The organism is Microbulbifer hainanensis, assembly GCF_014904735.1.
GTDB lineage: Bacteria > Pseudomonadota > Gammaproteobacteria > Pseudomonadales > Cellvibrionaceae > Microbulbifer > Microbulbifer hainanensis.
The window spans coordinates 67,899-88,722 of sequence record NZ_JACZCR010000026.1 but is presented as its reverse complement, the minus strand read 5'-3'; the positions used below and the strand labels follow the sequence as shown (position 1 = coordinate 88,722).

Sequence of the window (20,824 nt, the reverse complement as noted above, 5' to 3'; positions counted from 1 at the left end):
CGCGTGCAACATGTTGGGCGCCCAAATGTCAGGATACCTCAGTGTTATTCCGGCACGCTTTCACCTGAGCCACCCATTTCAGCGGGGAAATCTTTCAACTTGGTTATCCCGTCGTGGATGCGCAATACGGCTTCCTGGTAGTTCACATGAACGCCGGGCTTAAAGGGAAAGCCAGGTATCACTGCGGCGTATACATCCGTTAAGCCCATGGTCGGATGCTCGCTGAGAATGTGACCACCGCACGTTTTGCACCATTTGCGATAAGTTTGGGGTGTCTTGTTGTATGTCCCGATGTTATCGGCACCCTGGGTAATTTGAACGGCATCCGGCTTCCACAACGTGAACGCATTTACCGGGCCCGCAGACCAGTGCCGACACGACTCGCAATGGCAATAACCCATAGCGGCCGGCTCCCCTGTGACGGTCAACTGAACCGCACGGCAAAAACAACTTCCCTTGTATGTCTGTTCATTGCTCATAACTCACCCTTTGCGTTAATCGCCAAGCCACAATGCTAGAACAAGTTTGAGCTATCCAACTTCTCCACCGGAAATTTTTAGGGTCAGATCATAATTTGAGCATCACATGCGCTCAGTCTAACTAACACCAACCAGTTGATCTGGTCCCATTTATTTCTCGATGACTTGATCTTAATCAGGGCCGACGTTTTGTGTGACGGTATCGTTCATGCGGCGCTTCTCTTCAACCACTGATTAAAGAATAGCCATGAGGCGTCAGATGTTCACAGTGACAATATCCCTCGCGATATGCACTGCCCTGAATAGCCGCGGAGAGACGACGGGTCAACTCGGCATAAATTAATGACTTGATTGTAGGAGGTTTCGTGGACGCATTTCCCCACGAATACAAAGTGGCCGCCAGTGCGGCAAGTGAAAGTGAAATTACCCTGACTGCTGAAGGGCTGGAGCCCCTCCCCTCTGCAGCACCTGCCCAGTTCGGCGGACCCGGCGACCGCTGGTCACCGGAAGACCTTTTGGTAGCTTCCGTGGCGGACTGTTTCATTTTGACGTTCCGCGCCATTGCCAAGTTTTCAAAGCTTGAATGGACATCACTGGAATGCAGCGTCACCGGCATCCTGGACAAGGTCGAACGCACAACCTGCTTCACCGCTTTCGAGCTAAACGCCAAGTTGCTGGTCCCAGAAGGCACGGATACGAACAAGGCGCACAAGCTGCTGGAAAAGTCCGAGGCGAGTTGCCTGGTGACAAACTCCCTCAAGTCCTCGATAACGTTGAATGCAGAGGTCACGGTTTCGTGACCTCCAGTATCCCCCCTCCGTTAGAGAGCGTCGCCGCCAACGCGCACACGCCTTCTTACCGATTTGCCAGCGCGTAGTCGATGGCCGCGCATACCGCGGCCGCCTGCGCGGCATTGCACTGCTCCGGCGTCGCACGGGGGCTGTCGGGGTAGACCTCGGTGGTGGTCTTGTAGGGAGCGTTGGTGATGCTGGCGCACAGGCCCAGCTGCTTGAGCGGGTATTCGATAACACCGCGCGCGACCACCGGCGAGCCGATGATCTCGCCGTTGTCATCGGCCGGGGCGATATGGGTGACCTTCTCCACCGCCGCGATCACCGCCTGCTGGAACTCGGGCTGCGGGTTCTCGCTGTCGTCGACCAGATAGAAGCCGTCGGGAATCCCACCCGGCGCGAACGGCTTGCCGTCGCGCGCGGCCAGTGCGGGGCGGAACTCGGTTTCGTCGGTATCGGTGGTCTCGTGCAGGTCGATATGCATCAGCGCACGATCGCGGATAGGCGCCACCAATCGCAGCAGTGCCGCCGACTCCTCCGCCGGGCTGTCTTCGCGGAACGAGCGGTTCGGGTCGATCGCGTTCGGATTCCAGCGATGGATACGCTCGTAGCCCCAGGGGCTGACACAGGGTGCGACCAGCAGGTTAACGCGGCCGGCGTAATCCGCGGCATGCTGATCGACGAACTGCAGCGCACCGTGTACACCACTCGTTTCATAACCGTGCACCCCGCCCGTCACCAGCACCACCGGCAGATCGTCATTCCAGTCGCGGCTGCGGATCGCCAGCAGCGGAAAGCTCTCGGAGCCGTATTCCAGGCGGCCGTACTCCTCCACATCGAAACGCGGGCGCAGGCCCTCGATGGCGCCCAGCACTTCGGCCTCGTAGCTGCGCTGGCGGGCCTGGCGCGACAGCCACTCGGCGCGTTCAGCAATGCCCCAGGCGGTGCCGGGGGTGCCGATTGGATAGAATGCGGGGGCCGTGTTCATTTCGCTTGTTCTCCGGTGATGTGCGAGACTGGCGGGCATTCTAGCACCCGGCCGGGAATATTGCGGGCGGGGCGTGAAACCAGGACCGAACCCTGGAACCGGTCCACATATGACCTCTCAAGCCCGGACCTATCACCACGGGCTCGCCCTACCGAATCTTGGCCAAGTCGGTGCCCCTCCCCTCAATGTTACCTCCGGCAGCACGGCAACCTCGGTTTCCGTTACGCACGTATCGCCGAGGCCGATCAGACTCCCCTGCAGAAGCTGATCAAACAACGATCAAAACAAGCGATCTACCCATTGGTAAGACATTTTGACCCTCGCGGTTTCTCACCCTCGACGCTTTTGCAATAATCGATATCTCAAGCTTCACGGAAAGTGCCCTCAATACACCTTGGATAAAGAAATCGAAAGTTCTCGATTATTGGCAGAACAACGCTTGCTGCCAGAATATTGGGAACGCTTCGCTGCTAAGGAGAGCAGTAATGGAATACGATCACGGTCAACGGATAACACCACACGTATGGGAATTATCTCCCTTAGACCTTTCCATCCAGCAATATGACAACCGTTGTAAGAATTACCACTACAAAAAGCGAAAAGCAGCTGGCGAAACGGAAGAGCAGCGGAACAAGCGGCTTGCTGACCTCAAAGAAGCCAAAGCACTACTAGACCTGGAACGTCGCCGCATCATGTGCATGACATCTGTGCAAGCGCAACTTCAGGCGTACCGAGACGAGCATAAGTGCATTGAAGATGAATTTGAGCGCGTTGACGCTTATGCATCAGAAAAGCACCACCCCACCGGTGTACTTGAGGACAATTTGCGTTTAGCCGGCCGGGCCCAGCCGAGCAACAGATACACAGCCCACCACGTTGTTGAAGGCAAAGGAAAGCTCCCAATCACAGCAGACGCACGGCTCCTTCTCTTCATGAATGATATACGGATCAACGATCCCGATAATGGGGTGTGGATGCCGCGTGACGAGAATGATCGCGGGCACTGGGCAATGCCGAAGGCCACACCGCACAGCCGCATTCATACCCATGAGTATGAACGCTGGGTGCACGGGGAAATCATTAACCTGAACAGCGAGCAAGAAATCAGGGGTAAGCTGACAATTATTCGCGCCCACCTAAAAAATGGCACGCAGCCCGAAAGAGTGACCAAAACGTAGTGCAAATCATGGAACGAGAGATGACTTACAAAATCAGCTTTGATTACATCAATTTCCTCAACCTCGACCTCGACATGAAGAAATTGATGTTCACGATAGGAAAAAGCCTGGGAGGCATGAAAGCCTTCAAAAACTATTGCTGGGACAACAAGTCTCTGGCGGATGCCTGGCAAGATATAGGCGCCGCCTTTGTCAAGGTTGAAGGCCTGGATCAAACAGAGAAACCTGACATAACCATATGGAATGGTGCAAATTTTGTACTCTCCCCAAAGGCCTATGACCTGCTTGCTGAACAACTTTCTCCGCTCGGCGAGTTTTTGCCAATCACCATTGATGGGCAGACTTACCAAATTTTCAATTGCCTCAATACTGTTGAAGCAGACAAGAATGTGAGTGAGGCGGAAATCTCTGATGATCTGTGGATGGGAGTAAAAAGCTTAGGATTCAAGAAAGAAGATGTAGAAAATAACCTGGTATTCAAGACACGATTCGATAGGTGTGGTGCTCTTTATTGCGGCGATCAATTTAGAAATCTCGTGAAAATCTTCAAGCTGAAAGGTTTGAACTTTAATGAGGATTTACTGACAAGCTTTTAGCTAAGAAAGTGTGGAATCAATCACTTTTCTAGCAAAGCCTCGAAAGAGGACATCAAAACTTTTGTCCGCCGAACACGCAGGAATGATTCTACAATGAGACTTCTTTCTAGATGCTTCATGTTATCTTACTTGATAGCAAGTGTTAGTTTGTCTCAGGCCGATGAACTTGGCGTAAGCCACTGTTCTGACTCATACCTTTTGGAAATAAATAGAAAAGTTGAATCCGGCGATGAATCTCTTATCGATGAACATACTTTATGTATGCGTGAGCGCAAAGACTATAGAGCCGTTGAATCTGACATCAAAAGGTATTTTTCTATAAATGGTGAAGATGCCAATGCATATATTTTACTGGCAGAAGCATATGCATTTACACATCGATGCGATATGGTTCTCCCTACCATAAAGAAAGCAATCAATATTCGACCAAATGGAATGTCCCTTTACGTTGATGGGGCAGATTTTCTTTCTCAGTGTGGAAGTGATGAGCTGGCGATCACCTTGCTTAAATCAGGAATCTCGCTCACCGAGAGTGAATTGCAACAAGAATCAGAGAGTGTGACGCTGTTCTTTCCAGCTCTTGAGGATGCCAAAGACCTCCTGGAGAAACTTTCAAGAAACCATAATAATAATTCGGAACAATCTAAACTATTGATTCAATTTGTGGATATCCATTTTATTACTCTCCACCCCCCCTGAATACCCTATTTACCACTGCATTTATTTACCGTCACCATACTTGTAACATCTTTCCGAATAAAAATACGTACCACCCCATAATGAACCCGCAGTAGAACCTATCTACTACAGCATGGGCGGCTGGTAAATACATCCATCGCCAAGATATGGCAAAGACCATCCAATAGACGGCTTTCCCGGAAACTGTCAAGTCATCATATAAAACTGGCTTTTCAGGAAAACCACTTTCAACCAAATCACCCAAAAACGTGGACACCAACGCTATTAAAAATGCCAAAACAAACAAGCACATAAACACATTTACGGTGCCTTGAGCTGCAGCCAAATCGAGAAGTATCGGCTTAATGAAAATCCATAAAAATGGTGTCAACAACAAGGAAAATGACACTGAAAAAGCCTGCATGTACATTCCAGGTGGATAAAAACGCAGATTCCCATTCACCCATAAATGTGGATACAGATTCTTGTTATTAAAAAAAGCACTGGCGGATTCAGAAAAAGCTTTTCCCATCACAGCTTTGGTTCCATGTATAGATGCTTTTCGATACCAATTTTACTCCCTACAGTCAATAAATGAGATTAGGTCGAAGCAACGAAAGATCGCCGATAGCCAGAGCCACTGTTCCCGTTTGTCGGCAATCACAAAAAAATGGGGACAGATCAATATTTTGCCCAAAATACATACGATAAGTTTAACGCGATAAAGTTGATCGACCCCATTTATTTAGATTCTGGTGACGCATGATACCCGCGACGTCGCGGCCTTGAACGCGACCGTCTGTGTGCTGGCGGCCGGTCAGGTCGTCTAACAGGGGCCGCTTGACGGGCTGCGCAAGGCGCCCGCGGCCCCGTTCGTCGCGGAGTTTACAAGCCACCCTTGTATGATCGGACAGGGCGAGCGAGAATGCTCGCGCCCGAACGAGGAGTGTTCGCGCCGCCGAGTCAGTAGACATCGGCAACCTAATAACAGCCAGGGAGGCAAGACAGTGACTCTCCATCTCCAAGCGACGAAGCAAACTTTCGCCAACCGCATGCGCAATGTCTGGAAGGACTGGAACCGCACCGGCGGAAGCCGGACAACCCGTCGGCGGCAGTCGATCGAGCAGGCGATTCGCGGCATGACGACCTTCATGCCCACGCCAGCAATATCCCACAATAATCTCGGCCCGGGCCTATGCGGGTCCTTCAGCTGGGGCAGCTGGCGCTTGAGACTGAACGCCAACTACACCAATGACGCCCACCTGATCTACGAGGACTTCGTCGAACTGTGCGCGACGATCTACCACGAGACCCGCCACAGCGAGCAATTCTTCCGTATCTCGCAGGGACTCGCGGGCGGCGAGCTCGAGTTCCCCGACCAGAACTCCAGCTCCAAGATCAACGCCCACACCAATGTCCATGGCATGGGCTCGGTCCAGGATCGGATCCGGATGTTCCAGCAGGTCAGCCAGGGCACCGACGTTTCCGCGACGCCCCAGATGATCTCCAGATGGCTCAGCGTGCCGCTGAACGTGTCCAATCAGGCCTCCCAGAACGCGCGCAACGACTTCCGGACCTTCTGCGGCACCGCCCGTCCGACCTGGTTCAAGCGTTCGAGCATCAAGCTCGAGGTCGAAGAGTGGATGCGGGAGTGCTACAAGACCACCCTCTCCGGAGTCGGCAACTTCGCTCAGAGCGATCACTCGCCATGGAATTTCTACGCCAACCAGCCCACCGAGCGTGACGCGCACGGCATCGAAGACGATGTGACCGCACTGATCGAAGCCGCCATCGGCGTCCGCGTCGCCCAATACGGCAACCGGAGCCGCAGCAGCAGCAAGTTCAACCACCTGGTGTAGGACACGGCGGCCAGGGTTTCCGAGCCGAATCAATGGCCGCCTCCTCGCGGCCAAAGGTCTGGAAACCCAGCTGCTGCCAATCGTAGGGCACGCCGGCCAGCACCTCAGTCACCTGGGTGCGGTCCACCACCTTCACCATAAAGACCCGGCGCTCGCCCTCAATGACCAACTTGACCGGGCCCTCGGGCGTGGCCAGCCAGTAGTGGATGCAGCTGCTGCCGCGCTGATCAAAGCTCTGGCGACTGAGGAGAAACCCTTGAGGCAAGAGGCTGTTCTGAGTTGAGGCTTGGAGTGCAGGCTTGTGCCGTTCCACCGGAAAAATGCACTGCTATCAGTAATCGCCAGAGCTGGACGCGAGGGCTGTTGCGGCCAGCCTAAACCGTTTGGCCTGAGCAGGACTCATACCTGTGTCAGACTCCGCATTCGCGCTGTGATCAGCCGCACCTTCCGAAGGATTGCAGTGAGAAACGGCCCTCAAATTTGGGCAAAAGCCCGGGAGGCAAATAGACCTTCAACAACGCAGACTTTAGCATGGCGGCCAAATCCACTTACCGCTGTATTCCCATGAAACTAAAAATCGCTCTGATCCTGTGCGCAACCGCTTTTCTTAACGGCTGCGCAGTGGTTGGCCCCAGCCTGGAAATGAAGCCTGGCAAGATATTAGTCCCTGGCGTCATTGTCGGCGGGGGCCAGAAGCACTGCCCGCCGGGACAGGCCAAGAAAGGCAATTGCTAAATCGCCACGGCGGGCGCGGATGCAGCGCCTGCCCTGGCCCTCTTTTCCTTCATGATGCATCTGGCGCTGCCCCCCATTTACTAGACAGGCTCAATCGATCCGACGGCGTGCTTCATTGGACCGGTGGTTAACCGGCTCACGCACCAGGCGTACCTGATCGCGCTTATCCGTTTTCTTTTTGGACTTCTTTTTCTTTTCCGTTTTCTTTGGCTGCTCGTTCTCTGGTTGCTCGCGCTCCTGGCGCGGAGCTGGCTTCGCGGCAGCCTTGCGCCGATCATTTGGCGCATGGCGCTGGGGCTGAGGCTGGCCGCGCTGGGTTTGCGGCGTGGGCCTGTCGCGCACCGTACGGCGATCGGCCTCCTGGCGCGAAGCTGGCTTCGCGGCAGCATTGCGCCGATCATTTGGCGCATTACGCTGGAGCTGGGGCTGGCCGCGCTGGGTTTGTGGCTTGGGCCTGTCGCGCACCGTGCGGCGATCGGTTGCTGGACGGTCTAATACAGGAACAACTCGTGGGCCGCGAATGCCGGTGGGCTTGTCCGCAAGTTTAACTGCGCGCTCGTTCCGACTTGGATTCCGACGTGGCTCCGGGCGTTCATTACGGCGATCCCTGCTCCGGTTATCCATCTGAGACGCCCGCGGCTTTGGCTCGGCTATGCCAGCAAACCCATGTTCGCCGCCTCGGCCACGAATCTGGCCCTCCTCACGACGATCAAGTCGATGCGCGTTGCTTTCATGCTGGTCCCGCCGGTTGTAACCGTCGTCATGATCGTTCCGGCGCGGCGCTCTGTGGTCGTGCCCTCCGGCATAGCGATCGCCATGGCGGCGCAAGCGCGTCTGCCAGCGATCATTGAAGTTTGCCGAGATATACAGATTCGGGGCCGGATACCAAGGGCCACGCCAGTGATTGGCACTGATCCAATGGTCCTGATGCCAACGATAGTAACGTCCCTGTCGAAAGAAAACGTCGCTGCGGTCGTAGAATACGTAAACGCCGAGCGTATCGTCGTAGTAACGATGGCCGGGATCGGTGATCACTGAATAGGAGTAAACCGGAGGAGCCTTGCGGACATAGTTGCTCCCGACGATGACCGGCGGGGCTGATGGGTAGGTGACACAGCCACCGAGCGTCAAAACGATGGTGAGAGCGGCGAGTAATCGGTATGGGACCTGGCGCATGGTGCGTTTTCCTTGGATTCACACCTGCTTTTTAACCCGGCACAACTGAATCGCCGCTGAATTTACTCGCAAAAGAACAGAGAACAACCAATACCGAGAAATGAACACAACCCCATAAAATCAGCTACCTCCCAGAAAGCTCGATTTTTATACGCTCTTCTTCATTAGTAATAAATGGCAACATGCGACTAGCTGTCATCCATGCAACACCAAAGGCAAACAACCCTGTCGCTTCGACATAGTAAGTTAACCGGTTAGTAATACCGCTAAAATCTACCCAGTCCAGAATATCGAGCAGCTGTACGGCCATGGCGCCAACCATAGCGACTGCGCAGATTCTATAAATCCGCCCCCTAACCCTCGCCTGTTTAGAATCTTTTCCTTTAGCTCTCAGGTAAAACAGCCAACAAAAAATTGCGAGGATAACGAACATTGAAATTGCCGAGGCCGTGTGGACAACCCCAGTCATCGTGGGTTCTCTAGCTGCCCCCTCAACACCCCGACCTGTAAAGCAATCGCATGGAAAAAATGCCACTGCTGCGACAGCGACTGCTGCGACTTTACTTAAGACTGCTTGAAACAAAGAGTAGCCATTATATGACCAGAGAAAAGCCGATATTACGCAGAGAGATCCAACGAAGACATTTCGTGCATTATCCGTTAAATGATATGAAAGACTAATCGAGCTGATACTGACCCCAGGCGTCAGCAAGTCCGTTAAACTCGCAAGCGACAAAGCGATAAATCCCACGATCAATTTAGCCGTGTGGTGATCAATTTCTGTGTCTAGTGGTTTCCTATCCATGGACCCAACCTCATATGTCCGGAGTTACCAGCGGGTTAACGTGGTTAGTCATCAACACCCAGGCATGTACCTGAATATCGAATTCCTTTGCATACTGTTTTAGCCAACCGGCTAGGCGATCATATCCTGCTCTGAACAGAAGCAAACCTGCCGATTATTGCCCAGTTGTATGACATGCTGCGGAATCCCCGCAGGACCTAGGCGCGGAAATCTGGCCATAAAGAATTCCCTTCCCTCTTTGTTATGGCCATAGACTAATGGATGGAAAACTCAGTGGATGCTAATGGATGTCATAATGTTGATCTGACCCCATATATATTCTTTTATATTCTTTAGCCCTTCAATCATGACTGAAGCTTATGCACCAAGGACAAACTTCGCCTGAAGCTGTCTCATAAAACTAAATGTATCCACGCAAGAAACATCGAAGTACTTGCAAATATTGGGTACCTTTACTTTTTTTGTTGCTGGTGACAAGACAGCTTCATGAGTAACTACAGAGGCGCCTAACGTTTTGGCCTTGGCAATTATCCACGGATCGGCACCGGCCAAGAAATTATCTCTATTGCCCGAATTATAGTCTCCACTTACGACATAATTTGCTATTTCGACAAACGCCTCTTGGGTAGCTGAATCATCATACTTGATGAAGTGCTGTGGCCGATGTTTCACCCAATCAACAAGCTCATCATTTCCTGCTTTTAGCTCGCGACCAACAAATTCAATACTGGCAACAAACCCTTCATCAAACTTCTTATCCAGCCATTCCCAATATGCAGGACATATATCCATTCCGTAATACCTATTTTTCGCCTCGATATAGGTATTTGCATCCAACAAATAATTCAAACCCCTAACTCCCTGGCAAAAATTTTAATTTTATTTGGTTTTATGCCACCCAAAAGGTGCCCCGCATCTCTCAAAAGTAGCTGTCCATTTAAAGCCTCAGTAACAACTGCGCGAGAAAAAATATTACTTAATTGTGCCTTTTTCGCACGATAATAAGTGGGTCCACCGCTCTTTTTTTCACGATTACGGAATTTATCTTCTTGGTCAGCAATAAATGCTTCGTACTGGCCTTTAGTAATTTTATTCAAAGTTAAAGCGCGCCGTGCCAATACCCACTTGCTTACATGAAAGTTAGCTTCGAGAACTGGAAGATTATCAAGCCATGGGTCAATCCCTCCATCCCACAAAGACAAAAATTCCTCGGATGGCACAAGAAATTCCGCTGCAACAGCGTTGCATAGAATTTCTTCTTGCTGCTCCGCATTAGAGTCACCATCGGAAATTCCAGACTCTCCTATCCAGATATGGCAAAGCTCATGTAATAAAGTAAACAACCTAGCACCCGGGCAATCAGCATGATTTACAAAAATCACTGGAGCTAATTCGTCAGCAATTGCAAACCCTCGGAACTCTTCGACTCGCAACGGTCTGGAGTGATGACCAATGTTTGCTTGCCGCATTACCATGATTCCTATGGACTCAATTCTTTCCACCAATTCTCGATAATATTCATCCCAAGTACCTCGCTCAGGATGAGGAGGCACCCTGAGCGCTTCCCTCATACTTGACACTATCGTCTCAACACCCACGTCAACGGAAAGACACCCAACATATGGGTTTTGCCCGGCAAAATGATTCTTTAAATACTCCCGGTACCATTCCTGCCGCTGAAGCATAATCTTTACTATATCTTTAAGTTCAGCACTGGCATTACCAACTCCACTTCCACCTAAAGTGCGTAAATCAGGTATCAGCAAATCATCTGCAGGAGGCTCCTTCAAAAACAGATAACCAAATGGTATATGCGCCTTTTCTGCGTAACGCTGAGCCTGGTTGAAGGTGATTTTCTTGAGGCCAGACTCCCACTCGTCTAGCTTGGCAGGACTTACACCGCATTTAGCTGCGAAATCAGGCGCCTGCATGCCAGTGCGTTCACGGGCCCACCTAAGCATCTTTGTGTTTATTTTTGCCTCAGCCATAGCTAAAACCGCTCAATCAACCCGTTAAAATAGCAATAATCTATCAGAAAATCGGTCGTAATTGCCATTTATAAGCTTTTCCCCCAAGAAATCAACTATTTCCACAATACCTTGACCTAAGCTCCATCTAAACGACCGAAGTTCTTAAACAACCAAACTTCAGAGCACCCCAGCACTTAAAAGCAATATTAAATCTACTTCTATGTATCGCCAACACGGATTTTATTCAAAAATAGGACCAAAATATAAAAATAGCAGACTTACACAATAAGCATCTCTATCTGTTTCTAAAAAATTAGCTGATATATTTACCACGATAAACTTTGCGCAATTCTAATGGGGAAGCAGCAATGCCAAAATCAAGTGCACAACCTAAGCCTCCCTCACCCTACAGCGCATTTTTATGTTATCAGGGATTTCAAGGCACCTACCAAACTACCATCCCAGCCACTAAAGCCATAAGCCAGAGCAAATACTGCAATTAGTAACGGCATATAATAATCAGTGAATGCTGATCTATTTACCACGGTAGTATAAATACTCATAATTACAGGGCGCACAAGCTTTCTACGCTGAAATCTAAAATGGAAATTTTCTAAGCGATGTCCATCATGCCCACTGGGAATTCCATTACTCTCTTGTCCATGATAGATCCACATCCAATTTTTTAGCAGAAAGAAATCTACCTCTCCGCCAGTATTATCGGGATAGTCTTTATCGACGGCTGCTTTTATCACACGCCGACTTTTCTCAGATAGAGCTTCTGAAAATTTGACCACTGACTCGTTGAATCCTTCTTGCATAAAGTATTGATAATAGCGAATTAAAAAATAGCCCCAGACAATCCACAATGCTACGTAGATGGCGCTAGGATTTTCAAAACTTCCAAACTCCACACCAAGAAATGACAATTTCGATATTTCAACTTTAGAAAAACGCAAGAATATCAGCAATGACGAAATGAGAATAAGATTTCTTCTCTGTCTTAAAAGACCATCAGACATTAACTACTCCGAAAATATAACGCCGCACTCAGCAGCCAGCCACAGCTTGCATTGCGAACGTTTTACGCGAAATTTAAAGCAGCAGCGAGTGCGCGATAGTACACGGCGTAAGCTATCGGCCTGCAGCGCTTGTTAAGCATATAACTATGCTACGAGGTAGCCCTCAAGCTCTTTAATACCAGCGATGCTGCGATTATGATATTCCTTTAGCCAAATAAATTTACTTAGCACTCTCGATATTTGTTCATATTCTTTCGATTCACTTTCAGCTTGCTTAAGACCACTTTCAATTTCACCAATCTTATTTTTCAGAGCCTCATAATGTCGACGAACATAATTCAATGTAGCGTATTTCTGAGCCAAGAACATGAGGGGGTTAACTGCAGCAGACCGAGCAACAGCCGCACTATTCAAATCTGACGAAGATAACGCATGTCCTATGTAGTCTAAAAACAAAATTCCGTCCTTATCATCCCTTTGAATCAATGATTTTCCACCATACATCACATCAGACAAAAATTTTATTTTTTCTATTAGCTTTTCGTTCTCCTCCACATTAGGGTGCAAGACAATTCTTGGATACTTTGCAATTGAACTCTCTGCCAAATACGCCTCAATAACTCCCTCGCCAACAGCGAAACTATCTTTTATATATGCGTATTTTGATGAGATTCCGCCCCTTAAAAATATCCCCCTTTCCATGAAGCAATGAAAAATCAAAGTCTGAAGCCTCATGCAAATGATAAACAATGCATTTGCCGAATGCATAAATTTCTCTTCTTCGTTGGCTAGCTTTTCAACTTCTTTAGGCTTGTATGTAATTATAATTGAGTCAGATACGAAACAGCTATGCACCTCATAATACTCATATAAATCAAACTCATCTTTTTTGTATCGTTCCTTGACCTTGTCACGATTAGAGTAATCAAGAATATTTTTATTTGCCTCCATAAACTCTATAAATTCTTCTGCATCTTTATCGGAGTAAATAGAGCCATTGACCTCCCTGTATCCAAGCATGTCTACAAACAGAGTCCATTGTAATAATTTCAAAACTACCTCACTTAACTCGGATGCTTAACGGCTTATTATACAGGCGCTACTTTATAATTTTCTTCTTGGTAATTCGGCAATCAATGGCAAATCAGCCGACCAAAACAATCTACAAACCTTCAAATTGCGATGGGTGAGATTGCTTCCCGACAAAATTATATTGTGCGGTATCTTTAAATCTCTAGATATAGCTCCCCAAGATAGTATTAAAATCCCACTTTAAGTCAACGACTTAGCCTCCCACCGAAGAGATCAAACTTAGACACCACCCTAATCGAGGGTTACAAGTTGCATTACGGTTAAATATCAATCGGTCAACGACAAACATAAAAAAAAGCGAGCCTCAATTGAGGCTCGCTTTTTCAACTTCCGAAGTCAGCTTAGACAGTTCCCACTGCTATTAGCCGCTTCTACTGCAAGGTGAACTAAAAAGAATCACCGGGCACCCGCACCCACCCCTCCATCAGAACCCTTGCACTGCGGCTCATAATGGCCTTGGTAGCCGTCCACTGCCCATTAACCACTTCAGCCTCCGCACCCACCCGCAAGGTGCCTGACGGATGGCCAAAGGTCACGGCATTGCGCTCCCCTCCCCCTGCGGCCAGATTGACCAGGGTACCGGGAATCGCGGCGGCGGTGCCGATGGCCACCGCAGCGGTGCCCATCATGGCGTGGTGCAGTTTGCCCATGGACAGCGCACGTACCAGCAGGTCGATTTCACCCGCGTCCACTTGCTTGCCACTGGAGGCCGCATAGCCCTTGGGCTCCGCGACGAACGCGACCTTGGGGGTATGCTGGCGGGCGGCTGCCTCTTCCACGTTTTCGATCAGGCCCATGGCCTTCGCACCATATGCACGAATGGTCTCGAACATGGCCAGGGCCTTGTCGTCACCGTTGATGGCTTCCTGCAGTTCCGTGCCGGTGTAACCGATATCCGCCGCATTAATGAATATGGTCGGGATACCGGCGTTGATCATGGTGGCTTTCAGGGTACCGACGCCGGGTACTTCCAGGTCGTCCACCAGGTTGCCGGTGGGGAACATGGCCCCTTCTCCATCCGCCGGGTCCATGAATTCGATCTGGACCTCTGCCGCGGGGAAGGTGACGCCGTCCAGCTCGAAATCACCGGTCTCCTGCACTTCCCCATTGGTGATGGGTACGTGGGCGATGATGGTTTTCTTGATATTGGCCTGCCAGATGCGCACGGTGCAGATGCCGTTCTCTGGAACGCGAGCCGCATCGACGAAGCCGCTGTTGATGGCGAAGGCACCGACGGCGGCGGTGAGGTTGCCGCAGTTGCCGGACCAGTCCACGAACGGCTTGTCGATGGAGACCTGTCCGAACAGGTAATCCACGTCGTGCTCCGGCTGCTCGCTCTTCGACAGGATGACGGTTTTGCTGGTGCTGGAGGTGGCCCCGCCCATGCCGTCGGTCTGCTTGCCGTAGGGATCGGGGCTGCCGATCACCCGCAGCAGCAGGTTGTCTCTTGCTTGGCCCGGGACTTGGGCCGATTCAGGGAGGTCCTGCAGGCGGAAGAACACGCCCTTGCTGGTGCCGCCGCGCATGTAGGTGGCGGGGACTTTTATTTGGGGGGCATGAGTCATGGGGTTTCTCACACTGTCGTCGTCCCGGGCTTGATCCGGGACCCAGTGCCTCGAAGCTGGATGCCGGATCAGGTCCGGCATGACGGGAGGTCAGCTGGATCCCGGATCGGGTCCGGGATGACGAGGTTTTTTACTGGATCCCGGATCGAGTCCGGGATGACGGTGGTTGGGTTTAGGCGTTGGCTTCGGCTTCCAGGAAGTCGTTGGCGAAGCGCTGCAGTACACCGCCGGCGTCGTAGATGGAGACTTCTTCCGCGGTATCCAGGCGACAGGTCACCGGCACATCTACGGTTTCACCGTCTTTGCGGTGGATCAGCAGGGTCAGGGTCGCGCGCGGGGTGCGGTCGCCGATCACGTCATAAGTCTCGGTGCCGTCGAGGCCCAGGGTCTCGCGGGTGGTGCCCGGCTGAAACTCCAGTGGCAGCACGCCCATGCCGATCAGGTTGGTGCGGTGAATGCGCTCGAAGCCTTCGGCCACGATCGCTTCCACGCCGGCGAGACGTACGCCCTTGGCGGCCCAGTCACGGGAGGAGCCCTGGCCGTAGTCGGCGCCGGCAATAATGATCAGCGGCTGCTTGCGCTCCATGTAGGTTTCGATGGCTTCCCACATGCGCGTGACCTTGCCTTCCGGCTCGACGCGGGCCAGGGAGCCCTGCTTCACTGCACCGTTGTCGTCGCGCACCATTTCGTTCAACAGTTTCGGGTTGGCGAAGGTGGCGCGCTGGGCGGTGAGATGATCGCCGCGGTGGGTGGCGTACGAGTTGAAGTCCTCTTCCGGCAGGCCCATTTTCGCCAGGTATTCACCGGCGGCACTGCTGGCCAGGATCGCGTTGGACGGCGACAGGTGGTCGGTGGTGATGTTGTCACCCAGTACCGCCAGCGGACGCATGCCTTTCAGCGCGCGCTCTCCCGCTAAAGCGCCTTCCCAGTAAGGAGGGCGGCGGATGTAGGTGCTCTGCGGGCGCCAGTGGTACAGCGGCTCGCCCTTCTCTGCTTCCGCCTTGTTCAGGTCAAACATCGGGATGTAGACCTCGCGGAACTGCTCGGGCTTCACGCTCTGTTTGACGATCGCGTCGATCTCTTCATCGCTCGGCCAGATATCTTTCAGGGTGACCGGGTTGCCGTCTTTGTCGTGGCCCAGTACATCTTTCTCGATATCGAAGCGGATGGTGCCGGCGATGGCGTAGGCCACTACTAAGGGCGGCGAAGCCAGGAACGCCTGCTTGGCGTACGGATGGATACGGCCGTCGAAGTTGCGGTTGCCGGACAGTACGGCGGTGGCGTACAGGTCGCGGTCGATCACTTCTTTCTGGATTTTCGGGTCCAGCGCGCCGCTCATGCCGTTACAGGTGGTGCAGGCAAAGGCGACCACGTCGAAGCCCTGTTGCTGCAGTTCCGGCAGCAGGTCGGCTTCTTCCAGGTACATTTTTACGGTCTTGGAACCCGGAGCCAGAGAGGTTTTCACCCAGGGCTTGCGGGTCAGGCCGAGCTTGTTGGCGTTGCGCGCAATCAGGCCCGCCGCAATCATGTTGCGCGGGTTACTGGTGTTGGTGCAGCTGGTGATCGCGGCAATGATCACCGCGCCGTCCGGCATCTCGCCTTCTTTCTCTTCCCATTCTTTGGCGATGCCACGGTTGGCCAGTTCGGATACCGGAAGCAGTGCGTGCGGGTTGGACGGGCCGGCCAGGTTGCGGCCTACGGAGGAGAGGTCGAACTTAAGTACGCGCTCGTACTCGGCTCCCTTTAAAGTGTCTGCCCAGAGGCCGGTTTCTTTCGCGAACTTCTCTACCAAAGCTACCTGCTCGTCGTCGCGGCCGGTGAGCTTCAGGTAGTCGATGGTCTGCTCGTCGATGGCGAACATGCCGGCGGTGGCGCCGTACTCGGGCGTCATGTTGGCAATGGTGGCGCGGTCGCCCAGGCTCAGGCTGGAAGCGCCTTCGCCGAAGAATTCGAGATACGCACCCACTACACGCTCGCGGCGCAGGAATTCGGTCAGGGCCAGCACCATGTCGGTACCGGTGATGCCGGGCTGCAGTCTGCCGGTCAGCTCCACGCCGATGATATCGGGCAGGCGCATGTAGGAGGCGCGGCCGAGCATGACGCTCTCGGCTTCGAGGCCACCCACGCCTACGGAGATTACGCCGAGCGCATCCACCATCGGGGTGTGGCTGTCGGTGCCGACACAGGTATCCGGGAAGGCGACACCTTCTTTCACCTGCACCACTGGTGACATTTTCTCCAGGTTGATCTGGTGCATGATGCCGTTGCCGGGCGGGATCACGTCGACATTTTCAAATGCGGTCTTGGTCCAGTTGATGAAGTGGAAGCGGTCTTCGTTGCGACGCTCTTCCACCGCGCGGTTCTTTTCGAACGCGTCTTTTTCAAAACCGGGGTGCTCGACGGCCAGGGAGTGGTCGACGATCAGCTGGGTGGGCACCACCGGGTTTACCTTGGCGGGGTCACCACCCTTCTCTGCGATGGCATCGCGCAGGCCGGCGAGATCCACCAGTGCAGTCTGGCCGAGAATATCGTGGCAGACGACGCGCGCGGGGAACCACGGGAAGTCGAGGTCGCGTTTGCGTTCGATGATCTGCTTGAGGGCGTCGGTGAGTTTTTCCGGCTCACAGCGGCGCACGAGGTTTTCCGCCAGGATACGGGAGGTATACGGCAGTTTTTCATAAGCACCCGGCTGGATGTTTTCGACCGCCTCGCGGGTGTCGAAAAAGTCGAGATCTGTGCCGGGGAGTTTTTTGCGGAATTCGGTGTTCATTTCTAGTCACCCAGTCGGGTCATTTAGTCGGGGCGTTTGGTGGCGGTGCCGGCACCGGGTCGGGTTTTGATGGACACGCCGTGAACCCATCCATGGGGGCTTGTCGAAAAGGTCCCTCTTTTCGACAGTCCAGCAAAACCCGACCCGGCACCGACACCTTCGCATCAGGTTATGTAGGAGCCTTTGAATAATGTAGCGAGCGGGTGGCTGACGGTGGCCGCCTGCGCGGAGGAAGCGGAGCGTACTTGAAGTACGTGAGCATTCCGAGCACAGCCGGACGCCGTCAGGCGCACGCGCAGTAATTATTCAGAGGTTCCTTAGCGTTCTGCGATCGGCGTTACCTTGCGCGGCTCCACACCGACATATTCCGCGCTCGGGCGGATAATGCGGTTGTCGGCGCGCTGCTCAAATACGTGGGCGGCCCAACCGGTGAGGCGGGACATCACGAAGATCGGGGTGAACAGCTTGGTGGGAATGCCCATGAAGTGGTACGCGGATGCGTGGAAGAAGTCGGCGTTACAGAACAGCTTCTTCTCGCGCCACATCACTTCTTCGCAGCGCACGGAAACCGGGTACAACACTTCGTCGCCCACGTCGGCAGCCAGCTTTTCAGACCACTGCTTGATAATGGCGTTGCGCGGGTCGGATTCGGTGTAGATCGCGTGGCCGAAGCCCATGATCTTTTCCTTGCGCTCCAGCATGCCCAGCAGTTCTTTCTCGGCTTCGTCCGCGGAGGAGAAGCGCTCGATCAGTTCCATCGCCGCTTCGTTGGCGCCGCCGTGCAGCGGGCCGCGCAGGGTGCCGATGGCACCGGTGATGCAGCTGAACAGGTCGGACAGGGTGGAGGCGCAGACGCGCGCGGTGAAGGTGGAGGCGTTGAACTCGTGCTCGGCGTACAGGATCAGGGAAACGTTCATTACCTGCTCGTGCAGGGCGTTGGGCTTTTCGCCGCGCAGCATGTGCAGGAAGTGGCCACCGATGGAGTCGTCGTCGGTTTCGGTTTCGATGCGCACGCCGTCGTGGGTGAAGCGGTACCAGTAACAGATGATGGACGGGAAAGCGGCCAGCAGACGGTTGGCTTTTTCCAGCTGCTGGTCGAAGCTCTCTTCACCTTCCAGGTTGCCCAGCATGGAGCAGCCGGTACGCATGACGTCCATCGGGTGGGCGTCGGCGGGGATGCGCTCCAGTACTTCTTTCAGCGCCTGCGGCAGGCCGCGCATGCCTTTCAGCACGCCTTTGTAATCGGCCAGTTGCGCCTTGGTGGGCAGTTCGCCGTAGAAAATCAGGTAAGCGACTTCTTCAAATTCGCAGTTTTCCGCCAGGTCTTTGACGTCGTAGCCGCGGTAAGTCAGGCCGGAACCGGATTTGCCCACGGTGGACAGTGCGGTTTTACCAGCTACCTGGCCGCGCAGGCCGGCTCCGCCGAGTTTCTTCTCTGCCATCTTATATTCCCCTTTTCTCTCTGATGTCGGTTGTCGGGGTGCGCCGGGCGCACCGCCAAATTACTTTTTGAACAGTTCGTCGAGCTTCTGCTCGAAGTCGTGGTAATTCAGGTAGTCGTACAGCTCGGCGCGGGTCTGCATGGTGTCCACCACCGCCTGCTGGTCGCCGTTTTCGAGAATGCTGGTGTAGACGTTTTCCGCCGCTTTGTTCATCGCGCGGAATGCGGAAAGCGGGTAAAGCACTATATCGGCGCCGGCTTCACCCAGCTCCTTCGCGTTGTACAGCTTGGTTTTGCCGAACTCGGTGATGTTGGCAAGGATCGGCACATTCAGTGCATCTTTGAACGCGCGATAGTGCTCCAGTTCGGTGACCGCTTCGGCGAAGATGCCGTCGGCGCCAGCTTCGATACAGGCCTGGGCGCGCTCGATCGCAGCGTCCAGACCTTCCTGCGCGAAGGAGTCGGTGCGGGCCATGATGAAGAAGTCGTCATCGGTGCGCGCGTCTACCGCCGCCTTGATACGGTCGACCATTTCTTCTTTGGAAACGATTTCCTTGTTCGGGCGGTGACCACAGCGCTTCTGCGCCACCTGGTCTTCGATGTGCACTGCACCGGCGCCGGCGCGGATCATTTCCTTGATGGTGCGGGAAATGTTGAAGGCGCCGCCCCAGCCGGTATCGATATCCACCAGCAGCGGCAGTTCGGTGGCTGCGGTGATGCGGCGTACGTCCTCGAGCACGTTGTCGAGACTGGTCATGCCCAGGTCCGGCAGGCCGTATGAGGCGTTGGCAACGCCGGCACCTGACAGGTAGATGGCCTTGTGACCGATACGCTCGGCCATGATGGCACTATAGGCGTTGATGGTGCCTACAACCTGCAGCGGATTGGTTTCGGCAAGGGCGCGGCGGAAGCGCGCGCCGGCAGTCATTGATTGGCTCATGAACGACCTCGTTTCTCTTCAGGTTTATTGCGTCAGTTTCTTTTCGATATTGAGTCGCGACGCGCGGATATGGCGCCGCATCAGGATTTCTGCCAGTTCGCCGTCTCCGGCTTCGATGGCATCGATGATATTGCTGTGCTCGCGGAAGGCGCTCTTGGCGCGGGGACTGGCCATGCCCAGCTGGTAGCGGTACATGCGCACGCGGTAGTAGAGGCGGTTGCACAGGGTGTCGATCAGCAGGTCGTTGTTGGAGGCCTGCACGATGCGGAAATGGAAATCGAAGTCGCCTTCCGGCTGGAAATAGGCGCGCCCGGCCTGCAGCTCTTCCTGCTGCTCGTGACGCGCCAGCATCTCGCGCAGTGCGTCCAGGTCTTCCCCCGTCCGCTCGGTTGCCGCCAGGCGACAGGCCATGCCTTCCAGGGCCTCGCGCACGTCGTAGAGCTCCAGCAGGCCGCGCTCGGTCAGGTCGACGACCCGTGCGCCGACATTGACCCGCCGTTCCAGCAGTCCGAGGGACTCCAGGCGCATCACCGCTTCGCGAAGACTGCCGCGGCTGGCATTGAAGCGCCGCGCCAATTCCGGCTCGCTGATCTTGCTGCCGGCGGGGATCAGGCCCTCGACGATTTCGCCCCGAAGAGTCACAAATAGGCGGTCAGCCAGGCTCTGCCCCGCTTCCACCGACTCCACTTGCACGTCTTCCAACGCCATATGAATCCCTGCCCGACTCCAGATTGTCGAC

Annotated in this window: 20 protein-coding genes; 5 read left to right on the top strand and 15 right to left on the bottom strand. The window is 53.7% G+C overall.

Going from position 1 to position 20,824, the window contains the following annotated elements:
• Nucleotides 1–44: 44 nt before the first annotated feature.
• On the bottom strand, nucleotides 45–479 hold the full coding sequence (locus IG168_RS09280) for a GFA family protein (protein ID WP_193164111.1): 435 nt from the start codon (nucleotides 477–479) through the stop codon (nucleotides 45–47).
• Between the two features lie 365 nt (nucleotides 480–844).
• Between IG168_RS09280 and IG168_RS09275 the strand changes: the two genes are divergently transcribed.
• Nucleotides 845–1,279: an OsmC family protein gene (locus IG168_RS09275; protein WP_193164110.1), complete on the top strand. Its 435-nt coding sequence runs from the start codon at nucleotides 845–847 to the stop codon at nucleotides 1,277–1,279.
• Between the two features lie 55 nt (nucleotides 1,280–1,334).
• Here IG168_RS09275 and IG168_RS09270 read toward each other — a convergent pair whose 3' ends face one another.
• Nucleotides 1,335–2,258: a M14 family metallopeptidase gene (locus IG168_RS09270; protein WP_193164109.1), complete on the bottom strand. Its 924-nt coding sequence runs from the start codon at nucleotides 2,256–2,258 to the stop codon at nucleotides 1,335–1,337.
• Nucleotides 2,259–2,743: 485 nt separating this feature from the next.
• Here IG168_RS09270 and IG168_RS09265 point away from each other — a divergent pair, with 485 nt between their 5' ends.
• The 3 genes from IG168_RS09265 (at nucleotide 2,744) to IG168_RS09255 (ending at nucleotide 4,731) form a co-directional block, all read left to right on the top strand.
• Complete coding sequence (locus IG168_RS09265) at nucleotides 2,744–3,436, top strand: AHH domain-containing protein (RefSeq protein WP_193164108.1); 693 nt, start codon at nucleotides 2,744–2,746, stop codon at nucleotides 3,434–3,436.
• A 20-nt stretch (nucleotides 3,437–3,456) separates the two neighbouring features.
• Nucleotides 3,457–4,032 (top strand): hypothetical protein, encoded by a 576-nt coding sequence (locus IG168_RS09260; RefSeq protein WP_193164107.1) that lies wholly within the window; start codon nucleotides 3,457–3,459, stop codon nucleotides 4,030–4,032.
• Nucleotides 4,033–4,179: 147 nt separating this feature from the next.
• On the top strand, nucleotides 4,180–4,731 hold the full coding sequence (locus IG168_RS09255; RefSeq protein WP_193164106.1) for a tetratricopeptide repeat protein: 552 nt from the start codon (nucleotides 4,180–4,182) through the stop codon (nucleotides 4,729–4,731).
• Nucleotides 4,732–4,762: 31 nt separating this feature from the next.
• Here IG168_RS09255 and IG168_RS09250 read toward each other — a convergent pair whose 3' ends face one another.
• Nucleotides 4,763–5,242, bottom strand: a complete 480-nt coding sequence (locus IG168_RS09250) for a hypothetical protein (protein WP_193164105.1) — start codon at nucleotides 5,240–5,242, stop codon at nucleotides 4,763–4,765.
• Nucleotides 5,243–5,717: 475 nt separating this feature from the next.
• Between IG168_RS09250 and IG168_RS09245 the strand changes: the two genes are divergently transcribed.
• Complete coding sequence (locus IG168_RS09245; protein WP_193164104.1) at nucleotides 5,718–6,569, top strand: hypothetical protein; 852 nt, start codon at nucleotides 5,718–5,720, stop codon at nucleotides 6,567–6,569.
• Here the strand turns inward: IG168_RS09245 and IG168_RS09240 are convergent.
• From IG168_RS09240 to IG168_RS09185, 12 genes are all read right to left on the bottom strand, one after another.
• Nucleotides 6,553–6,834, bottom strand: coding sequence for a hypothetical protein (locus IG168_RS09240; protein WP_193164103.1), 282 nt, complete (start codon nucleotides 6,832–6,834; stop codon nucleotides 6,553–6,555). The genes IG168_RS09245 and IG168_RS09240 overlap by 17 nt on opposite strands.
• Nucleotides 6,835–7,394: 560 nt before the next feature.
• Nucleotides 7,395–8,480 (bottom strand): hypothetical protein, encoded by a 1,086-nt coding sequence (locus IG168_RS09235; protein ID WP_193164102.1) that lies wholly within the window; start codon nucleotides 8,478–8,480, stop codon nucleotides 7,395–7,397.
• A 124-nt stretch (nucleotides 8,481–8,604) separates the two neighbouring features.
• Nucleotides 8,605–9,285 (bottom strand): DUF998 domain-containing protein, encoded by a 681-nt coding sequence (locus IG168_RS09230; RefSeq protein WP_193164101.1) that lies wholly within the window; start codon nucleotides 9,283–9,285, stop codon nucleotides 8,605–8,607.
• A 357-nt stretch (nucleotides 9,286–9,642) separates the two neighbouring features.
• The gene (locus IG168_RS09225; RefSeq protein WP_193164100.1) at nucleotides 9,643–10,134 is read right to left on the bottom strand and encodes a DUF4411 family protein; all 492 of its coding nucleotides are present in this window, start codon (nucleotides 10,132–10,134) and stop codon (nucleotides 9,643–9,645) included.
• A complete protein-coding gene (locus tag IG168_RS09220) occupies nucleotides 10,131–11,273 on the bottom strand; it encodes an XRE family transcriptional regulator (protein ID WP_193164099.1) in 1,143 nt (380 codons plus the stop codon). Before IG168_RS09220 ends, IG168_RS09225 begins: the two co-directional genes overlap by 4 nt.
• A 401-nt stretch (nucleotides 11,274–11,674) precedes the next feature.
• Entirely contained in the window at nucleotides 11,675–12,277 is a 603-nt protein-coding gene (locus tag IG168_RS09215) for a hypothetical protein (RefSeq protein ID WP_193164098.1), read from the bottom strand.
• Between the two features lie 144 nt (nucleotides 12,278–12,421).
• Nucleotides 12,422–13,330 (bottom strand): hypothetical protein, encoded by a 909-nt coding sequence (locus tag IG168_RS09210; protein WP_193164097.1) that lies wholly within the window; start codon nucleotides 13,328–13,330, stop codon nucleotides 12,422–12,424.
• 425 nt (nucleotides 13,331–13,755) lie between these two features.
• Nucleotides 13,756–14,934, bottom strand: a complete 1,179-nt coding sequence (gene prpF / locus IG168_RS09205) for a 2-methylaconitate cis-trans isomerase PrpF (protein ID WP_193164096.1) — start codon at nucleotides 14,932–14,934, stop codon at nucleotides 13,756–13,758.
• A gap of 172 nt (nucleotides 14,935–15,106) precedes the next feature.
• Nucleotides 15,107–17,704, bottom strand: a complete 2,598-nt coding sequence (acnD, locus tag IG168_RS09200) for a Fe/S-dependent 2-methylisocitrate dehydratase AcnD (protein ID WP_193164095.1) — start codon at nucleotides 17,702–17,704, stop codon at nucleotides 15,107–15,109.
• Nucleotides 17,705–18,021: 317 nt separating this feature from the next.
• Entirely contained in the window at nucleotides 18,022–19,146 is a 1,125-nt protein-coding gene (prpC, locus tag IG168_RS09195) for a bifunctional 2-methylcitrate synthase/citrate synthase (protein ID WP_193164094.1), read from the bottom strand.
• A gap of 60 nt (nucleotides 19,147–19,206) precedes the next feature.
• Nucleotides 19,207–20,085 carry a methylisocitrate lyase gene (gene prpB, locus IG168_RS09190; protein WP_193164093.1) on the bottom strand — a complete coding sequence of 293 codons (879 nt, stop codon included), beginning with the start codon at nucleotides 20,083–20,085 and terminating at the stop codon, nucleotides 19,207–19,209.
• A 24-nt stretch (nucleotides 20,086–20,109) separates the two neighbouring features.
• A complete protein-coding gene (locus IG168_RS09185) occupies nucleotides 20,110–20,793 on the bottom strand; it encodes a GntR family transcriptional regulator (RefSeq protein WP_193164092.1) in 684 nt (227 codons plus the stop codon).
• Nucleotides 20,794–20,824 lie beyond the last annotated feature (31 nt).